Genomic DNA, 18,836 nt, shown 5'->3' on the forward strand with positions numbered 1-18,836 from the left:
TTTTAAATTTTTATAAAATTATAAATATATATTATATATGATACCTAGACGGTAGGTAATCCCTCGCGAGAGGCAAGAACATGTAAGCTACTTCATAAACTATACTAAAGTCCAACTAATTAAGAATATAATTATTTCGGATTAAAGAGTCAGTAACTTATTGTTACTGGCCCCTTTAGTCAATGTGCTTGCTTTCTTTTTAATCCTTAGACTTAAAAATCGGTTTGTCATCATCCTATATAAGAGTTAAATATTAAACAAAAAAATAATAAATAATTCAACAGACACTTCATATCTACTAATTGGAGGGTCTAAAGGATTTCGAGCCTCATCCCTTCACTAAGTGTTCAATGCCTGTATCTCCGGTAACCATCTAAACCTCACCGTTCCTACTTCTCCATTCCTATTCTTCGCCACAATGCATTCAATAATTCCCTTCTCCTCACAATCCTTGTCATAATAATCATCCCTATATAAAAGCATAGCAACGTCAGCATCTTGTTCTATACTCCCTGACTCCCTCAAATCTGAAAGCCTAGGCATATGGTCCTCACTCCTAGCCTCTGGTGCTCTGGAAAGCTGAGAGATCAAAAGCACAGTTATATCAAGTTCCTTTGCCATAAGCTTCAGTTCTCTTGTGATCTTGGAAACCTCAACATTTCTATTTTCCGCACCTTTTACACCTTCAATAAGCTGGAGATGGTCTATCACAACTATATCCAGTCCTTCTTTTATCTTAAGCTTTCTGCACTCACTTTTTATAAGGTTTATCTTATAAATTCTATTATAGATTTTCATATTAGAGCTCGCAAAAATCGCTGCAGACTTGGTTACTGCACACCACTGCTTATCCGTTAAATCTGCCTTTTTTATTTTATCCATAGGAATTGCCGTATGTATTGACAGCACTCTATCTATGATTTGTATTGGTCCCATCTCTAAATTAAAGAATGCTACTTTTGCTTTTTCTTTAAAAACAGAATTCAAAATTATATTAAGAGCCGTAGAGGTCTTTCCCATAGAAGGCCTTGCTGCAAGTATTACTAAGTCTTCCTTTTGAAGTCCTCCAAGCATTTTATCTAGAGATTTATATCCTGTTTTTACTCCCTGAACAGCTTCACCTTTTTCATATCTAGCCTGCAAAGTGTCCATATACTTATCCATAATAGGCAGCATTTCTCCAGTATCCTTTGCTTCCGAAGAGTCTAGTTTCATAAGGGAGTTTTGAGCGTAATCTATTACCTCATCCGTGGAATCTTCAGCTTTTTTAAGCTTTTCCATAGAGTTTTCAAAAATTTTCATAAGCTCTCTGTAGTTTGATTTTTCCTTTATGATCTGTCCGTATCTCTTTATATTTGTGGCTGTAACACTGCTATTTATAATCTCGGTTATGTAACTTACTCCACCTATTTCCTTTAAAGCTTCCCCCATCCTATCACAAAAAGTCACGATATCAATAGGTATCCTCTTGTCCTGCATTTCCACTAAATTTTTATATATTATTTTATTGTTTGAGCTATAAAAATCCTCTGCTTTTATCAGGTCTACCACTTCGCATATGCTGTCATTATTCATAAATATAGAAGACAGCACATTTTTCTCCGCGTCAAGGTTGTACATTTTTTCTATATTCAAAATGCCACCTCCTAATCCACATACCTATAGGCATCAAAGTTAACCCTAGGCTTGGTTCTATCAAGTTTTTTCATCAGCTCTTTCATTGTGGTAATGCCCTCTGCTGCCCAACTTTTAATAATGCTCTCAATGTATCCAATATGCTTTGCTTTATATTTAACCGCTTGTTCAATCGCCTTTATTATAACCTCTTCTTCAAAATCCTTTCTCCATTGAATAAATTTTTCTATTTCAGCTTTAGAGGCTTTCTTAATATTTTTACTAAACTCTAATAGAATTCTGCTTATACTTTTATTTATTACTTTTTGTTTATTATAAGATTTATTTATATATATTTCTTCTTCCCCTAGGGGCTTATAAGGGGCTTCAAAAGGGCTTGAAAGCCCCTCCTTAGCTGCTTTTGAAGAATCCATTTCTTCACTCCCATTTTCTAAAAAAGCACCCTCTATTTCTTTTTCACTATTTAAATCATCCACTTCAATGCCGTTAAAAATATCTTTTACAGGATGATTTCTTTCCAAACATATTCTGTACATTCTCTTTACAAACTCTTTATTTTTAACTTCTTTAAGTTCTTTGTTTATACATATTATTGTATTTTTGCTGATTATAAAATTATATTTAGCCCAATTTGTTATCATAATCTCATCTGTTTCTTCGCAGTAATCAATTTTTCCATAGTCCATAAAACTCTTTAAAAGCCTATCCAAAGTTTCTCCATCATATCCAAGTTCAAGCTGAGCAAGAGGCTTTACTAATTTAAATATGCCGCATTGTGTGGTTCTTGCGTTTGTCATAAGATACATGTAAAAATACTTTTCCTCTGGTTTAAGTTCTAATATGAAACCATCCTGCCAAAAACCTGTTCTTACCTGTCTAAATAATGCCATTAAAATCCATCCCCTCTAAACATTTTTTAAGCTTCATAAGTGCCTTTTTCTTTCTATCTCCAGCTGCCTTATAGCATATCCCCTTTAAATTTGCATAGTCCCTTAGACTTTTGCTTTCAAAGTAAAACCAGTAGATAATCTCTTTTTCCTGTTCATTAAGCTTCCTTAAAGCGCTAGCAAGCATAGCTTTTTCCTCTTTCTTAACCATATCTTCTTCAATATCATCTTCGCCCGGTAAAACTTCTATAAGCTCACAGCCTTCCTTGTTCAAGCTCTGTAGACTGCAGCATTTTGCTTCTTTTACACTGCTTCTTATAAGTAAATATAAAGTTCTTCTTACTGTATTGAACACATAGGTAGTAAATGCATTTTCTCTTTCAGTATCATACATGTTTACAGCCTTGATTATTGACACTTGTCCTATTTGTATTAAATCTTCAATATCGTAACCCTTTACATAGATGCTTCTGGCGGTTTTAATAGCAAAAGGCGTATACCTTTTTATTATCTCCTCCATAGCAGTCTTATCCCCTTCTTTTGCCTTTAGGATGAGCTCAATTATTTTGTTGCCATTAATCTCAAAAACCCCCTCATTATTAAATTAAGATAAATCATAAGCACTTTTAATATGTAAAGCTTCTATTACCTTCTTGATCTTTTCCTTAGCCCTCTTTAAAGCTTTCATAACACTTTCATACTTAACTCCTCTACACTCAGCAAAAGCTTTTAAATCTCCGCCATAAATAAATTCTTTCAATAGCTCTAGCTCATATTCAGATATTTTTCCGCATAAGTATCTATCACAGTTACTTTCTAGAGTCATTGTGCTCAATAGCTGCTCTTCAAAATCTATAAGGAAAGGATACTTTTCATAGGCTAAGTTATCTTCCAAATCTCCTAGAATATCCTTTCTACAAAACTTTTTATGTTTCTCACTCATTGTAAGTACTCTTTTACTTACTGTTTCTTCAATATAGCTAACCAACTGCCCAAAGGTGCTTCCTTTAAAATTTTCTGCACAATCTAGAATCATCAAGTGACATTCTGATCTAAAATCATCAAGTAATAACCTATATTTATGCCTTATATGTTTTCTGTACAGATTTCTTATAAATTCATTAAAAGCTATACACAAGTTATTTAAGTTAGAAAACTTTTTCCTTTTAATCCAATTCAGTATTTCATTCTTTTCTGTTTCAGTTAACACCTTAATCTTCATATTTTTACTCCTTTGCATTTAAATTTTGTCTATGTTTCCTTCTTTATATATTTTTTAAGAAGGAAATGTTTTATAATTATTGTTTTTTAAAAACCCCTCTACTTATACAGAGCACGTTTTTTAAAGAAATTCGGACACGATTTGAAAAACAAATTCTTTTACGATTATACATTTTGCGATATTAGTTTTTAATTTTATACCATTTCATTAAAAAGCACTTATTTAACTCTACAAATTAGCCTATAATTACAATTAAAACTATCTTTTTCTTTAATTTTTTCACAGGTATAATTTTTCTTTTGTCATACGATTTTTGCAGGAAATTTAAACAAAAAAGCAGATACAAGAATCTTTTAATTCTTGTATCTGCTTTTTTTATAGCAAAAAAATAAAAAGTTAACTTCTCCTTATAAGACTAAAATAGTCTATAGAAAAGTTAACTTACAATTTGTTTTTAAACAACTTCTATTACTACATCTACATTTCCTCTAATTGCTTTTGAATATGGACAGTTTTTGTGAGCTATATTGGCATATTTTATTGCTTTTTCTTTTTCAACTCCGTCAATTGATACTTGCAGTTTTACAGCTATTTTTAATCCCTTATCCTCTGGATCTTCTACTAAGGATACACTTGCTGTAACAGTAGTTTTTTCAAACTCTACCCTAGATTTTTGCAAAACAACTTCCAATGCACCATTAAAACAAGTACTATAAGTAGCTGCAAAAAGTTGCTCAGGATTTGTTAATGTTGTTTCCTCTCCCCCTAGTTCTTTTGGCATAGCTACATCTAAATTAAAAGACATATCTGGCGAATAAACTCGTCCTTTTCTAGCTCCTACATTAATCATAGTTGCCTCATATAAAGTTTTCATAATTTTACCTCCCTTTTATAAGTTTTTTAAATAAAATCAATCTCGCATTCAATATTATTTATTAATTAATAATATTTATTATACATCTAATATATCATAATTATTCCATTAAATCAACATGATTTAATTATTTTAAGATTATTCCAATTTGATTATATTAAGATTCCATAGTAGGCTTTTCTCTCATTGAGTCAAACCTCACATCGGTTTTGAGAATTGGTATTATTCCCATTTGAAAAATCTAAAAGCTACACCAGTACATATGACTCCAAGAGCAATCATTATAATGATAGGCATCATCACTCCATCTATAGTCAAACCAAGGGAAGTCGCCTTTAGAAGCTTTATTCCTTGTGTTAAGGGTAATACATCGGAATATTTTTGAAGCAATGTCGGCATAATCTCATATGGTAGGGTTGCTCCTGAAAAAATCAACATAGGAAAATATAATACGCTTGCGACAATACTTGCTGTCTTTAGATTTGGAGCAATACCTCCTACCATGATACCTATGCTAAACATGGATACCATTACCAGTAAGTAGGAACCCAAAAACTGAAACCATGAACCGCTGAATCGAAAACCAAAGAAAATTGCTGCTGTGGCATAAACAAGTATGAGCGAAATAATAGAATAGAATGCATAAATTACTAACTGTACCGCTAAAATTATAACAGGACTTATAGGTGTTACCTTAAACCTCTTTAGAATTTTTTTATGCCGATAGTCGGACACCACTAGTGGTAACCCCATCACGCCTCCTGCACATATTGCAATTGTAGTAATAGCTCCAAATGATTGTTCTAAAAATGTATATCCTGCACTATCAAAGGCTGATTTGTTTCCATAGATAATACCAAGAATGATTGTTACAACTATCGGCATACAAATTGCAAAAATGAACATATCCATCCCACGCAAGGACAATTTCATCTCTGTTTTTAAGATTGTTCTAAATGCTCTCATTATCAACTACCTCCTCGTCTGTATACCATAAATAAGCTTCTTCAAACTTTTCATATGGACTTCCTGCAATTGCTTCTTGCACAGTTCCATAGAAAATACTTTCTCCTTTTTTAAGAATGCAAATCCTATCACATAATGTTTCTACTTCATCCATAAAATGCGAGGTTAAAAAGATAGTAAGCCCTTTCTTCTTTAAATTCAAAAGTCCTTTCCATACCTCTTTCCTTGCTCTAGCATCAAGCCCTGTTGTCAGTTCATCTAAAAATACAACTTCTGGATTAGGAATTAAAGCAAGTATAGTAAATAAGCGCTGCTTTTGTCCTCCTGAAAGCTCACTCACTTGGCTTTTGCATTTATCCAAAAGACCAAATTGTTTTAACAACTCTGCATAATCTGATGGCTGTTTGTACAGGGATTGTGTAACTTCGCAAAGTTCTGCTACTGTTATTTTATCTTGATAATTTGATTCTTGAAATTGGACTCCAACTCGCTCAAATAATTTTCTTCTTTCTGTTTGTGGGTTCATTCCTAAAATCGAAATTGACCCACTATTAAATTTCTTTGTACCTAAAACACATTCAATAGTCGTGCTTTTCCCCGCTCCATTAGCACCAAGCAATCCGAAAACTTCGCCACGTTTAACTGATATACTAACATTATTTGCAGCTTGTGTATTTCCGTATGATTTGCATAAGCCATGAATTTTAATTGTTTCCATGTTTATAAACCTCCTATTTCTTAATACATAAAAGAGAATAACACCAAAACAAAGTCTGGTGTTAAACTGTAGGGTTCATATTAAAATTTTCTTGCATGGCTTTTAGCTGCCTTAAAATGCAATTTGCATTTAACTCTGCGCTACTTAGTGAAGTGAGTAGTTTATCACAGACTGCTACAATATTCTCATCAGATTTAGGTGTATTAATGACTTCTCGTATATTGATTTCTGAGTTATTTGATATTGCACTTATCATGCGTAAAATTGCCGAAAGGGAATAATTAGCACAACGTAAAGTACGTATTATCTTCAATAGTTGAATATCATTTTTAGTGTATACCCGATATCCATTCTGTTTTCTTTTTATAGAAAGTAATCCATTCATTTCCCAATTTCGCAACGTATCTATTGTAACTTCCAGATAATCTGCAGTTTGTTTTCTTGTTAAAGATACATTATTTTCTTTCTCCTGTATACCAGAAAGCAATTTTTTTGTAATTTCAATAGCTTCTTCTGCATTTTTTTGCTCTATTTTAACCTGATTTATATAGTTATTAGTACATACGATTGCCTTTTGAAATTCACCTTTGGCAGATAATTTAATAATATTAATCATATTTTTTCTAAGACCACTTTGCAGTACTTCAACTTTAAGTGCTGTCCTCGCCAGCTTAAATTGTGCAATATGAAAATTTGAAAAAACTCGATATCCATTGGATAATCTTTGAGGTTTAGATATCAATCCTAGTTTCTCATACAATCGTACTGTATTAGGATGTATCCCTATTAATTTTGCTACCTGTGCTGTCTTATATTTATTTTCCATTGCATTATCACCTCCATTTAATTCTATCATAACGCAGGTTTTAAGTCTGGTGTTACAGTGTATAGTTTATTATTCTTGTGTGCTTCATCAGGAAATTTTTCTAGTGTATGAATCTGTTATAAGATTTATTTAAATGCTTGTCCCTTTAATGATCTAGTCGCGTTAAGCAAATAAAATTCTCTGCCTTTATCTGTAGTATATTCATATACTACAAAATACTTAAATTCTTTAAATTCACTTTCACTTATTTGTAAGGATGGAAAAATGACTTCTATTTTTCCAGATGAGTCTTCAATTGTTGCTACAATGTATTCACCAGTTTTGGGTACTGAATATGAACGATGTAACTTTGAAAATATCTCCTTTTCATCTGGCAAACTTGCCATTTCGGCAAGTTTTTTGGCATCAACAATATCACTATTTACTATATAGCAAGATTTTATTGGAACTGCTTTGTTTTCTGTAATGTCACCAACCGTTGAAATATGTTCTTCTATTGAAACATCCTGGTTTCCCCAAAGCATAAATTTGACTGCACTTATACTTGAAAAATCAGCCCAGCTTTTTTTAGGATGCTAACAGAAGCAGAAGTAACCGTAGTAAAATTCATGGTGGGGTTTTTTCCAAGTTTAACATAAATAATGTTATCACCAACTACTTTTCTCCAGATAAGACCTTTTTTAGATTCGTAAAAATTCCAAAATCCTTCAAATTCTTTTGGATCAATACCATCGCCATATAGCTCGCATGCAACCGCGAACATGTCTGGCAATTTATCTTCAATAAACTTTCCAGGCTCTTCCCCGCCTATATAACGTTTGGGAGAGAAAGAAATATTTAAATACGTTGCTCCCTCTTTTTTATATGTGCTTAGTATATGATGCGTATGATTACCAGAATTATCGGCGGTCAATTTTACAAAATATCTTCTCTCTTCAATCCCACTTTCTCCCCTAATGCAGTATTTATGCTTACTCATATTATCATTGTATTCATCAATCTTGTTTATATCCTCAACAATAATCATAATATCGATTATTGGTTTTGTACTCATCCCTCTAATTGCAGTAGAACCAAAGTGAATTCCGCTCCATATTCGGTGTCTAGTATTTACAAATTCTATCATTTCAAAAAAGTCTACGTCATTTATGATACGGTTCACCGTACCTTAAACAAGTGCGATTTTTACTACCATATCCAAATACTCAAAATAAGCACATAAGTTATAATTTTTAAATTTAGCCAAAACTTATAACTTATGTGCCTGTCACCTATAATTTATACTAATATCAATTGTAAATGTACCAGATTACTGTCTGCTAGACTTATCTTTCATCCTAGGTTGCTATTTACATAATTCTCTTAATCACAATCATCTTCCACTGTCCTTTAATTTTTCACAATAAAGTAATACTTTTATTGAAATTGATCTTAAGAATTCCTATGGAATTCTTAAGTGTAAATTAATATTTATCCAGTACTATTAATGTATTAACGAATCGAATGTGATAGTTAATTTTTAATTATATTTTTTTGCATAAAGGAGTTAATTTTATTATGAAATCAATTTTTATTAACAAGGACGCTCAATTACGTAGCGGATTCAAGGTTTTGCTTGCACTAATAACAGTTATATTATCTATCATACTATTCTCCAGTCTTTACGGCACTCTATTGCACATACTCTTTAAAGATCAAGTACCTAAAAATGAATGGCTTACTATTCTAGAAAAAATAATTTTAGACGGTTCATTTACATTAATCCCGCTAGCTTTTTGGAAATGGATAGATAAAAAGCCTTTTCAAGAATTGGGTTTGATAAGTGTAAAAAAAGGATCTAGGAGTATAGTTAGTGGAATAATTTGGGGATCTATATCCATGACTTTTGTTTTTATTATTTTGATAGGTTGCGGAAGTTCCTATTTAGTTAATAGCCTTTCATCACCAGAAATATCTCAAAGTCTCATAATAGGTCTAATTATAAATATGTTTGTGGGCTTTAGCGAGGAATTATTTTTTAGGGGATACCTCTTAACGATACTTGCTGATAGAAAAAATAAACTTATGGCTTTGATAGTATCTTCTTTAATATTTTCTCTAATGCATATGGGGAATCCTAACATTAAGCCTCTAGCATTAATAAATATTTTTCTACTTGGACTTCTTTTAGGATTCTTATATTTGAAATCCTCTAACATATGGATGCCTGTTGGTTTTCATATTGCATGGAATTATGTTCAAGGATATATCTGGGGATTTCAGTTGAGCGGCGGTGAGACTCAGGGGTTATATCAAACTCAGTTTTTACATGAGAGTATATTAAATGGAGGTAAATTTGGACCTGAAGGTGGTTTAGTTGTTACTCTTATTTTGATATTAAGTTTTATTCTAGCTAAAATATATTTTAAAAACAAAAATAGTCAATAAAGTTAAAAAAACTCATGTTTAATTGAATGAACTGCACCCCGTCAAGTACACAGTAGAAATAACTATAAATTGGAAATGGTATAATAAAGTAGACACCAAGATAAGAGAAAAATGTAAAAAGGTGGTCTGCTTTATGAGAAGAAGTTATGATAAACAATTTAAAATTGCAGCTGTTAAGTTAGTACAAGAAGATGATATGTCTGTTGCTGATGCAGCAAAAGCATTATCTATTCATTATAATTCCTTATATCGGTGGATAAGTGAATATGAAGAATACGGAGAGAGTGCATTCCCAGGTCATGGAACTGCGCTCTATTCGTGTCAGTATGAAATAAAGAAGCTGAGACAAGAAAATAATGAGCTAAAGAAGGAATTAAAACTATTAAAAAAATACCAAGCCTTCTTGAAGCGAAAGAACAAGTAAGATTTCAGTACTTGAAAGAAAACCATGATAAGTACAATATCAAGAAGGCGTGTAAAGCATTAAATGTATCACGAGCTGGATATTATAAATATTTAAATCATAAACCTTCAAAAAGGGATATACAAAACGAAGTGTTAAGTAAGGAAATAAAACAAATTTTCGAGGAAAACAAAGGTAGATATGGTTCAATAAGAATTGCTAAAGCTCTAGAACAGAAAGGAATTCATGTTAATAGAAAAAGAGTGTCTCGTCTAATGAGAAATATGAAACTTTTCCCTAAAGGATGTCGTTATCGCTATAAACATTATAATCAAAAAGTAAATGCTGTTGAAAGACCAAATTTATTAAACCAAATCTTTCAATCCGATGGCAGAAATAAAATCTGGGTTGGTGATATTACTTATATTCCAACGAAAAAAGGCAACTTATATCTTGCAGTGTTTATAGATATATATTCAAGAAAAGTTGTTGGATGGTCTATGGATAATCGAATGAAAGAAACTCTTGTAATGGGTGCATTTATGCAGGCATATGGGAAGGAGCATCCTAAAAACGACCTAATTGTACATACAGATCAGGGTTCCCAATTCACAGGAGGAAGATTTCAAGCATTATTGAAGAAGTATGGAGCTGTTCATAGTCAAAGTAGAAAAGGAAATCCGTATGACAATGCAGTAATGGAATCTTTCTATAGAACTATAAAGAGAGAGCTTATTCAGGACGCTCATTACGAGTCACCTGAGCAAGCTCAAAAAGAAATCTTTAAGTATATTGAATTATATTATAATACTAAGAGAATGCATTCTTCATTAGGATATCTCTCTCCATCCCAATTCGAAGAATTGAATTCATAAAATTTACTTAACTTTGTGTCTACAAAAGCTGGACAAGTCCATTATATAATTTTACCAACCCATCTAATTTCATAACCCCAACCCCTTACTTAACTAATCATTTTTTCAAATTTATTTGATTAACATATTATAGTAATATATCATAAAATCTCATAGATTAAATAAAGTTTTTTATTAATTTCTCAATGATTATTTTTTTCTATATAATGAAAAGCACATATTATTCTACTTCTTTGAATTTTATCTTTACGTACCAAACAAGTACCTTTTGCACTTCCTTCGATTGGAATAAAATTCATACATGAACCACACCATCTTCTTTCCTTTTTCTTTCCATGTCCATCACATTTAATCATATTGTATCCAACAATATAATTTTCTAATTTATCCCATGGCATACATTCTTCAAGTAAATCTCCATCATTATTTCTCAATACAAAATGAATGTCATTTCCATTTATATCTGCTTTTAATCCAATATCATTATGTAGTAATGCTTCACAATTATAATCATCAATTTTCTCACAATCTAAACTCTTAATATATTGCAATATATCCTCCATTATATTAACTCCCAATCCATATCCGCCATAACTATATTCATAGTAAATATCCCCAAAATATTCTCCGTCCTGTAATACTATTGCTACTAAATAATCTCTTGATTTATAATCATCTGACAAATCATGATACATAAAAATTTCTCCTTTCAATATCAGCTATTGTTTATTATTTTATTTAAAAGTTGAAAAATACTATTAACTAATGTAGGTAGCCTGCTGATATAATTGTGATTTCACATCTTTCTTTTGTAATCAATAATTATATTCTTAATTTGTTTCTTTAATTGCTGAACTTAGTAAATCTATGTTTAATTATATCATAGAGATTTTAATTTTTTTCCAATATTGTAGAAGTATTTAATCTTATTTTTATTTAACTCTTCTATGTTGCCTTTGTTGTTATGTAATATATGAAAAAGTTAGTGCACATAAAAAAATAAAGACTTATATCACTACTAATTAATGATATAAGTCTTTTTAACATTGTTATAATTATAAATTAATTCAAGATGCAAAAACGTTTAACATTATCCTTGGTTTTCAATATTTAAGACACATTCTATCAAATTTCCATCCACAAAAGTCTACGTCACTTGTGGTACGGTTCACTATAGCTTAACGAAGGCGAATTATTAAAAATTATACATTTTATTCCTTAGTGTGGGTTTTGTCGGAAATGTTGACGAGACCCCAATAACATCTAAACATTAAGAAACCAGTGAGGAAAATATTAAGATTCTAAAAAGCAGGGTAAAAAAAGACATATTCGATTTCTCCAAAATGTCTAGTTACTCTTGTGTATATAGTTCAATATTAAACGTAATAATATGATTTTTGTATTCAACCCATATGTTTCCATCATGCAATTCCACAATTCTTTTTGCAATAGCAAGACCAAGCCCCGAACCATCATCATCTTTCCTGGAAGTATCTACCCTATAAAATTTTTCGAAAAGCATATCTAGGTTTCCTACTAGCATTTTATCTGTTTTATTTGAGATTGATACAAGGGCCTTTTTATTGCCATAACTGAGTTTTACATGAATATCAGAAGGCTTACAGCTATATTTTTTTGCATTTACTAAGATATTGTCAAAGACCCTAACTATTTTTTCTGTATCAACCTTTACATAAATATCTTTCTCAGGAATGTCTCCTTTAATTATTAAATCCTCTTTACTAAAGATAGGAATATATTCTCCAATTATTTGTTCTAATAATTGACTTAAATTAACGTTGCTATAATTGATTTTTATCCCGGGAGTTGTAAGTTTTGTATATTCAAATAATTCATTTATTAGTATATGAAGATTTTGGGACTTACTGTAGATAGTATCAATATATTCATCTAGTTGTTGCTCATTTTTATATTCTTTCTTTTTTAATAAATCAACATATCCCACAATAGAAGTAAGGGGGTTCTTAAATCATGAGAAACATTGGTTATAAGTTCATTTTTAGCCTCTTCTATTTCTTTTTCTTTTTCTTTTCTGTATTTTAACTCCTTTGACATGAAATTGATGCTTTCAGAAAGCTCTGCAAGTTCATCATTTCCACGAATTTCAATGATAGCACCTAATTCATCGTTAGATATTTTCTTCACCCTTTCTGCTATATATTTAATATATTTTACTTTTGTATTTATAATTAACAAAAAGCAGAGTATAAATGCCCCTAATGTTAGGAAAAAATCTAAAGGTTCAGGCATAACTGCAGAAAGATTTGTTAAATTTAATAACACGTTTACAAACATTGACATAATAAGACTTACTAAGATGGAGAGCAAAAGCTTAATGCCAATTTTGCTAGTAATTACACTTTTTTTCATATTTTATAACCTACCCCCCAAACTGTTTTTATATAAATGGGGCTCTTAGGGTTAGGCTCAATCTTTTCTCTTATTTTAGTTATATGAACGATTACATTATTATCAGATTTTAAAAAGTCCTCTTTCCATACCAATTCATAGATTTTTCTTACACTAAACACAATTCCCTTATTTCTTGCCAAAAGTTCCAATATATCAAATTCTTTAGGTGTAAGACGTATTTCAGAACCACTAATACAAACTATACGCGTATCTATATTGATAGTTAACTCGCCAATTTCAATTATAGTATTATCTACAACTGCATCCTTATTGTATTTTTTATATCTCCTTAGCTGCGATTTTACTCTTGCTATTAGTTCCATTGGATTAAAAGGCTTTGTTATATAATCATCAGCACCTGAACTAAGACCATAAATTTTGTCCATATCCTCTGACTTTGCAGAGATCATAATGATAGGCATATGCCTTTCTTCACGTATTCTTATACATGCTTCAATACCATTCATCTCAGGCATCATTATATCAAGCATAATCAAATCAACATTATCTTCTTCTAATATCTTTAAGGCTTCTATGGAACTACTTACCTTTATTGTTTTATAGCCTTCATTTTCTAAATAAATTGAGATTAAATTTCGAATTTTTTCGTCATCATCTACAATTAATATTTTTTCATCCATATTTTAAGTCCTCCTTTAGTATTGTCTCATTATATCATATTAGAAACTGCAATAAACCCATGTAGAAAATCTTAATAAATCTTAATAAATTTATTGATAGAATGTTAATGTATTCTCCTTAATATGAAACTAAGAAAATATTAATGTTTTGGGAGGAAGATAAATATGAGACCTTTAGAAATAACTTTAACCGTTCTTAATTTTACATTATTGTATTGGTATATTATTTGCGGTAAGCGGTATAGACAGAATATTGTCATCACTTTAGCGGTGGCATTTGGAGCTGTTGCTATGCAGCTCGTGGCGGAAGGTGGTCGTTGGGAAATGATTCCTGTGTATTTGATACCTATTATTTTAACAGGATATTATTTTCTGTACAGAAGAAATGATAACTCTATGAGTAAACGTACTATTATTATTCAAACCACAATATTGACTTTATTTTTATTAATATCAATAGCAATACCTACTCTTTTGCCAGTATTCACATTAGAAAAACCTACTGGGAAATATCTAGTTGGTACAAAAGTTTATCATTGGGTGGATAATACAAGAAAAGAGCCATATTCAAATAGCCCAAAGGATAAACGTGAGTTGATGGTTCAAATTTGGTATCCTACAAAAGATGGTAATAGAAAGGCACAAAGTCCTTATATTCAAAACGCTTCAAAAATGCTAAAGGCAGTACCAACAAGTGTGCTGGGTGTACCATCTTTTATTTTAAATAGTCTTGAGTTTGTTAAAACATACGCTGTTCCTGAAGCATCTTTGGCAAACTCAAAGACCAGCTATCCAATACTGATTTTTTCACATGGAATGTTAGGTTTTCGAAATCAAAACATGTTCCAGGTTGAGGAACTTGCAAGCCACGGCTATATTGTTGTAGGTATTGATTACACTTATGATGCCGCATCTGTAGTTTTTCCGGATGGTAGAGTCGCTGCCAATAAAACTGATGAAAAACTGAGTGGCTACAGCAAATTTGATGAGCACATTCCTCTTTGGAACGATGATTTTGACTTTGTTCTCAAGAAACTTGAGGATCTCAATAGTAAAGATGACAGTGGACGCTTTACAGGCAGAATGGCGATGGATAAAATTGGAGTATTTGGTCATTCATTTGGAGGTGCTATAAGCATACAGATGTTAATGAAGGACTCCCGTGTGAAGGCAGCTATTGGAATGGATGCAGGGCTTTATGGCTCGCCAGTACCAAAAAGTGGACTTGGAAAACCGGTTCTCATGATGCTTTCAGAAGAGACCACTGATAAAAATAATAGCACTTACGAAGATTTTATAAAAAGTGGTGGAAAAGCAGATCGTCAGTTATTTGAGGCTCCCAGAAAAGAATATAATCAAAGACTAAAAAATGCACTAGCCGGAGGTGGACTATCTATACTTATTCCAAAAACAACACATATTAGTTACTCTGACTTTACACTTTATTCTCCGTTACTACAGCGTCCTATTTTAGGGGGTAGAGGCGAAAATCCTCGGTTAGTCCACAAAATTATAAATGAATTCAGCATTGCTTTTTTTGATGGTTATTTAAAACAAGAGGGAAACACACAACTTAATAATTTAGTTACCAAATACCCGGAAGTCAATTTAACCGTGAATAAGTAAGCCCTGCAAATAGGCACAAATATGCTAACTAACTATAATAAACAAAGGAGGATAAATAGTAAATGATCATAATATTTAAATTGTCGCCATATCTTGCAGTTATGTTTTATATTATAAGTGGGTTTTATTATTTTCGATTCAAAAATATCAAAAATCAAATTAGGAACATAGATAAAAGCCATGTGAACGACTTGGCTAAGGATTATAAAAGAGCAGTGAGCCTGCATTGTATTTATGGGTATATTTCATTTTTTCTAACCCTAGTTCATGTAGTAAACAGATTTCAGAGCATAAGGCTATCATTAAGTTATATCCTTCTTTTGCTCTACATTGCAGTAATTTTTAGCGGTATATATGGTAAGTATTTAAAAAAACTTTCATTCTTTAATAGGCATTGGAAGAAGATACATGGATTTACTAGCATATTAGCATTATTACTGACTGTGGTACACATGCTAGCTGCAGAAATATAGGCTTTCATTAGTTACTCTGACTTCACCCTTTATTATCCAATACTATAGCTTCACATTTTGACTAGGTTTGGATTCAGAAGTTGAGTCGATAAAAGCTATCATCTTTAAGTATAAACCTAAATGATGATAGTCGCTAAAATTGCTCAATTTCTGAAACAAGCTATAGAACGATGCCACGTTGCAACTACTATGGGGATTCAATCTTTATTATAAATCAACATTTGGGGTAATAAATTTATATTTATCTCATCTATTTCCACTAATTTCATTACATCCTCAACTTCTAGCTTGCCTATATTAGGAATATTATTTTACAGTTTATAATTATTTACTATTACTAAATTTGAGCTTGTACTTCTTATAGAAATCATAATAATTCACAAATCTTACTCCATTTTCGTCTACTGTTATGAAATGAGATTTGTTTTTAGGTTCTTTTGCTAAATGAGAAATGTCAGTTGACAACGTCCCCCCATAAGAAATCTATTTTTGTTTACTTTTAAACTCTTACTTAATTCGTTGAAAATATAATAATGCATCATCAAGGAACTCATATTCCTCATCCTCTCTTATACGTAATAGTTTTCAATGACAAATTAAGTTCTAACTAAACTGTACCATACTTTTCCGTATTAGATATCAAAACTATAGGATTATTTTAACTTCACCGTGCTGCTGTATCGGTGGTTTTTCTCCTTATGAGTATAACTGGATAACTTAGTGCGTGGTACCTATCTTAATTGTCATGTTCAATGTACATACATTTTATAATTAGGCTTTGCTGTGATAATATTACAAATCTTAAGGGAAGCTTTTGCCTAACTTAATTTACATTTTAAAAATGTTGTGAAATTAATACTCATATTGAGGCTCATAAATTTAAAGCCATTGATGATACTACATCACCTATTTTTACAACCTATTTTTTTATGCAAATATCCTCCTATATACTGTGCTGCCATAACCCCTGGAATAAATCTTTTTACGCTTCTTATATCATTACATAATACTACTATTATTAAGTCACTCTTAGGATAGTAAGATAACTTAGATGCATAGCTCTTTGGAATGCTACCACTATGCCCAATTTCTTCTTCTCCAAATTTTTCTGTTATCATAAATCCATACCCATATTTTAACGTAATATTCTTTGAATGTATTTTTTGCATTTCTCGAACTAAGTCTTTATTTATAATCTTACCTTCGTTTATTCCCCATATAAATTTACTTAAATCTCCAGTTGTCGATATGATATCTCCACATCCAAAGAATGCACTGTGATGAAATAAATTTGATACTCTACCTCTCTTATAACCCCTTGCTATATCTTTATTATCTTTTGATATAAAAGAACTATCATTCATGCCTAATTGTAAAAATATATTATTTGATATATAATCTTCAAATTTTACCTTAGAAACTTTTTCTATAATTAATGCTAACATTACATAACCTGTGTTATTATAAGAAAGCCTTTTACCTGCTGTAAAACTTCTACTCATGCCACAAACTTTTTCAACTACTTCATCTGGTTTATTGTCTTCATATAAATTAAATTCTTTTCTACATAAAACAAAATTTTTTAATCCTGATGTATGATTTAAAAGATGGATTATTTTTATATCATCCTCTAATTTCTCTACGTCTAAATATTTGTTTACTGCTTCATTTATATCTAACATTTTTTCTTCATATAATTTCATTATTGCTACTGCTGTAAATATTTTAGAAATTGACCCTATTAAGAATTTTGTATTACTCTCATTCCTAATTCCTTTTTCTCTATCCGCAAATCCATAACTATCATTAATGAGAACCTTCTTACCTTTTGCTACAAAAATACTTCCACTAAATCTACTTACACTATCTCCCAATTTATTCATATTTCTCTTCTCCTTACTTAGAATTTAATAGACTATATTTCCACATGAGTGCAAATTGCTTCTTACTTTTCCCTGTGATACAATGCTTATTATAAACTCTCATGTAACATTAGAGTCAATAGGAGGTTTAGAAATTCGAAAAATTTATACAGTGTAGGTAAAACAGCGGAATTATCAGGAACAACCATAGCGACACTACATCATTATGATAAAATTGGTCTGCTAAAACCTTTTAAAGTAGACGAAAATACAGGTTATCGCTATTACTCGGATAATGAATTAGTTTATCTTAATGTTATCAATTTTTGTAAGCACAAAAATATGTCTCTTGAAAGCATTAAGAAAGTATTCGAAAATGATAGTTTTGGTTATATAATTGATTTTCTTGATAAAAAAGAAAAAGAAATAAACATTGAGATAAATAAGCTTGAGGAAACTAAAGTGCAAATCAATGCATTAAAAAATCAATTTATCCAACAACGTTCAAGCTGTAATGTGGAATTATCATGTACTAAATTTGCTACTAAGAAAATTGATGAAAGAGCTATTGTTAAAATCGAATCTTTACATGAAGCATCTATAGAAAATTTTAATAAAATGATGATTTCTCTCAATAATAACATGGATAAACATTTGAGGAATCAGTTTGAATTTGACAATAGTGTTAATATCATTACCAATAAATGTAATTCTTCTCTTTTTGCTAAGTGTACTAAATATCCTATTAATTCAGAATATGTTACTTTACTTCCTAAAGGAGAATACCTTTATGGATATTGTTCAATGGATGACCTTGATAAAACTTTAGAAAATATCATTAAATATGCTAATGAAAATTATCATATCACTCCAGAATTTATTATTAAGTCTGTTGTTTTTACAGGAATGTTCAATTGGTTTTATGAGGTTCAACTATTAATTAGTTCGACTAATAATTATTAAGAACT

The 18,836-nt window shown here is 30.9% G+C and carries 19 protein-coding genes; 4 read left to right on the plus strand and 15 right to left on the minus strand.

Annotation, left to right across the window (positions count from 1 at the left end; genetic code table 11):
• Positions 1 to 339: 339 nt before the first annotated feature.
• From dnaB to RCG18_RS24430, 10 genes are all read right to left on the minus strand, one after another.
• Positions 340 to 1,635 carry a replicative DNA helicase gene (gene dnaB, locus RCG18_RS24385; RefSeq protein ID WP_308038575.1) on the minus strand — a complete coding sequence of 432 codons (1,296 nt, stop codon included), beginning with the start codon at positions 1,633 to 1,635 and terminating at the stop codon, positions 340 to 342.
• An 11-nt stretch (positions 1,636 to 1,646) separates the two neighbouring features.
• Positions 1,647 to 2,525: a DnaD domain protein gene (locus RCG18_RS24390; RefSeq protein ID WP_308038576.1), complete on the minus strand. Its 879-nt coding sequence runs from the start codon at positions 2,523 to 2,525 to the stop codon at positions 1,647 to 1,649.
• A complete protein-coding gene (locus tag RCG18_RS24395; protein WP_308042104.1) occupies positions 2,512 to 3,102 on the minus strand; it encodes a sigma-70 family RNA polymerase sigma factor in 591 nt (196 codons plus the stop codon). Before RCG18_RS24395 ends, RCG18_RS24390 begins: the two co-directional genes overlap by 14 nt.
• 24 nt (positions 3,103 to 3,126) lie before the next feature.
• The gene (locus tag RCG18_RS24400; RefSeq protein ID WP_308038577.1) at positions 3,127 to 3,744 is read right to left on the minus strand and encodes a hypothetical protein; all 618 of its coding nucleotides are present in this window, start codon (positions 3,742 to 3,744) and stop codon (positions 3,127 to 3,129) included.
• A 454-nt stretch (positions 3,745 to 4,198) separates the two neighbouring features.
• Complete coding sequence (locus RCG18_RS24405; protein WP_308038578.1) at positions 4,199 to 4,618, minus strand: organic hydroperoxide resistance protein; 420 nt, start codon at positions 4,616 to 4,618, stop codon at positions 4,199 to 4,201.
• Positions 4,619 to 4,840: 222 nt separating this feature from the next.
• Positions 4,841 to 5,584, minus strand: a complete 744-nt coding sequence (locus RCG18_RS24410; protein WP_308038579.1) for an ABC transporter permease — start codon at positions 5,582 to 5,584, stop codon at positions 4,841 to 4,843.
• The gene (locus RCG18_RS24415; RefSeq protein WP_308038580.1) at positions 5,571 to 6,302 is read right to left on the minus strand and encodes an ABC transporter ATP-binding protein; all 732 of its coding nucleotides are present in this window, start codon (positions 6,300 to 6,302) and stop codon (positions 5,571 to 5,573) included. The genes RCG18_RS24410 and RCG18_RS24415 overlap by 14 nt, the downstream gene beginning before the upstream one ends.
• Positions 6,303 to 6,363: 61 nt before the next feature.
• Positions 6,364 to 7,128, minus strand: a complete 765-nt coding sequence (locus RCG18_RS24420) for a MerR family transcriptional regulator (protein ID WP_308038581.1) — start codon at positions 7,126 to 7,128, stop codon at positions 6,364 to 6,366.
• Positions 7,129 to 7,253: 125 nt separating this feature from the next.
• A complete protein-coding gene (locus tag RCG18_RS24425) occupies positions 7,254 to 7,652 on the minus strand; it encodes a hypothetical protein (RefSeq protein ID WP_308038582.1) in 399 nt (132 codons plus the stop codon).
• A 14-nt stretch (positions 7,653 to 7,666) separates the two neighbouring features.
• Positions 7,667 to 8,254 carry a GrpB family protein gene (locus RCG18_RS24430; protein WP_308038583.1) on the minus strand — a complete coding sequence of 196 codons (588 nt, stop codon included), beginning with the start codon at positions 8,252 to 8,254 and terminating at the stop codon, positions 7,667 to 7,669.
• 431 nt (positions 8,255 to 8,685) lie between these two features.
• On the opposite strand from RCG18_RS24430, the gene RCG18_RS24435 reads away from it, so the two are divergent.
• Entirely contained in the window at positions 8,686 to 9,555 is an 870-nt protein-coding gene (locus RCG18_RS24435; RefSeq protein WP_308038584.1) for a type II CAAX endopeptidase family protein, read from the plus strand.
• Between the two features lie 133 nt (positions 9,556 to 9,688).
• Positions 9,689 to 10,833, plus strand: a protein-coding gene (locus RCG18_RS24440; protein WP_308038585.1) for an IS3 family transposase whose coding sequence is annotated in 2 segments (ribosomal slippage) — positions 9,689 to 9,947 and positions 9,947 to 10,833 — 1,146 coding nt in all. Because the reading frame shifts where the segments join, the coding sequence is not laid out codon by codon here.
• Between the two features lie 182 nt (positions 10,834 to 11,015).
• Here RCG18_RS24440 and RCG18_RS24445 read toward each other — a convergent pair.
• From RCG18_RS24445 to RCG18_RS24460, 4 genes are all read right to left on the minus strand, one after another.
• A complete protein-coding gene (locus tag RCG18_RS24445) occupies positions 11,016 to 11,528 on the minus strand; it encodes a hypothetical protein (protein WP_308038586.1) in 513 nt (170 codons plus the stop codon).
• A 656-nt stretch (positions 11,529 to 12,184) separates the two neighbouring features.
• Complete coding sequence (locus tag RCG18_RS24450) at positions 12,185 to 12,799, minus strand: HAMP domain-containing sensor histidine kinase (RefSeq protein ID WP_308038587.1); 615 nt, start codon at positions 12,797 to 12,799, stop codon at positions 12,185 to 12,187.
• Entirely contained in the window at positions 12,778 to 13,224 is a 447-nt protein-coding gene (locus RCG18_RS24455; protein WP_308038588.1) for a HAMP domain-containing protein, read from the minus strand. Before RCG18_RS24455 ends, RCG18_RS24450 begins: the two co-directional genes overlap by 22 nt.
• On the minus strand, positions 13,221 to 13,907 hold the full coding sequence (locus tag RCG18_RS24460) for a response regulator transcription factor (protein WP_308038589.1): 687 nt from the start codon (positions 13,905 to 13,907) through the stop codon (positions 13,221 to 13,223). Before RCG18_RS24460 ends, RCG18_RS24455 begins: the two co-directional genes overlap by 4 nt.
• A 165-nt stretch (positions 13,908 to 14,072) precedes the next feature.
• On the opposite strand from RCG18_RS24460, the gene RCG18_RS24465 reads away from it, so the two are divergent.
• Entirely contained in the window at positions 14,073 to 15,533 is a 1,461-nt protein-coding gene (locus RCG18_RS24465) for a dienelactone hydrolase family protein (RefSeq protein ID WP_308038590.1), read from the plus strand.
• Between the two features lie 1,375 nt (positions 15,534 to 16,908).
• Here the strand turns inward: RCG18_RS24465 and RCG18_RS24470 are convergent.
• Positions 16,909 to 17,889 (minus strand): serine hydrolase domain-containing protein, encoded by a 981-nt coding sequence (locus tag RCG18_RS24470; protein ID WP_308038591.1) that lies wholly within the window; start codon positions 17,887 to 17,889, stop codon positions 16,909 to 16,911.
• A 108-nt stretch (positions 17,890 to 17,997) separates the two neighbouring features.
• Here RCG18_RS24470 and RCG18_RS24475 point away from each other — a divergent pair, with 108 nt between their 5' ends.
• Positions 17,998 to 18,831 carry a MerR family transcriptional regulator gene (locus RCG18_RS24475; protein WP_308042105.1) on the plus strand — a complete coding sequence of 278 codons (834 nt, stop codon included), beginning with the start codon at positions 17,998 to 18,000 and terminating at the stop codon, positions 18,829 to 18,831.
• Positions 18,832 to 18,836 lie beyond the last annotated feature (5 nt).

Source organism: Clostridium sp. OS1-26, from assembly GCF_030915445.1.
Classification (GTDB): Bacteria; Bacillota; Clostridia; order Clostridiales; family Clostridiaceae; genus Clostridium_AM.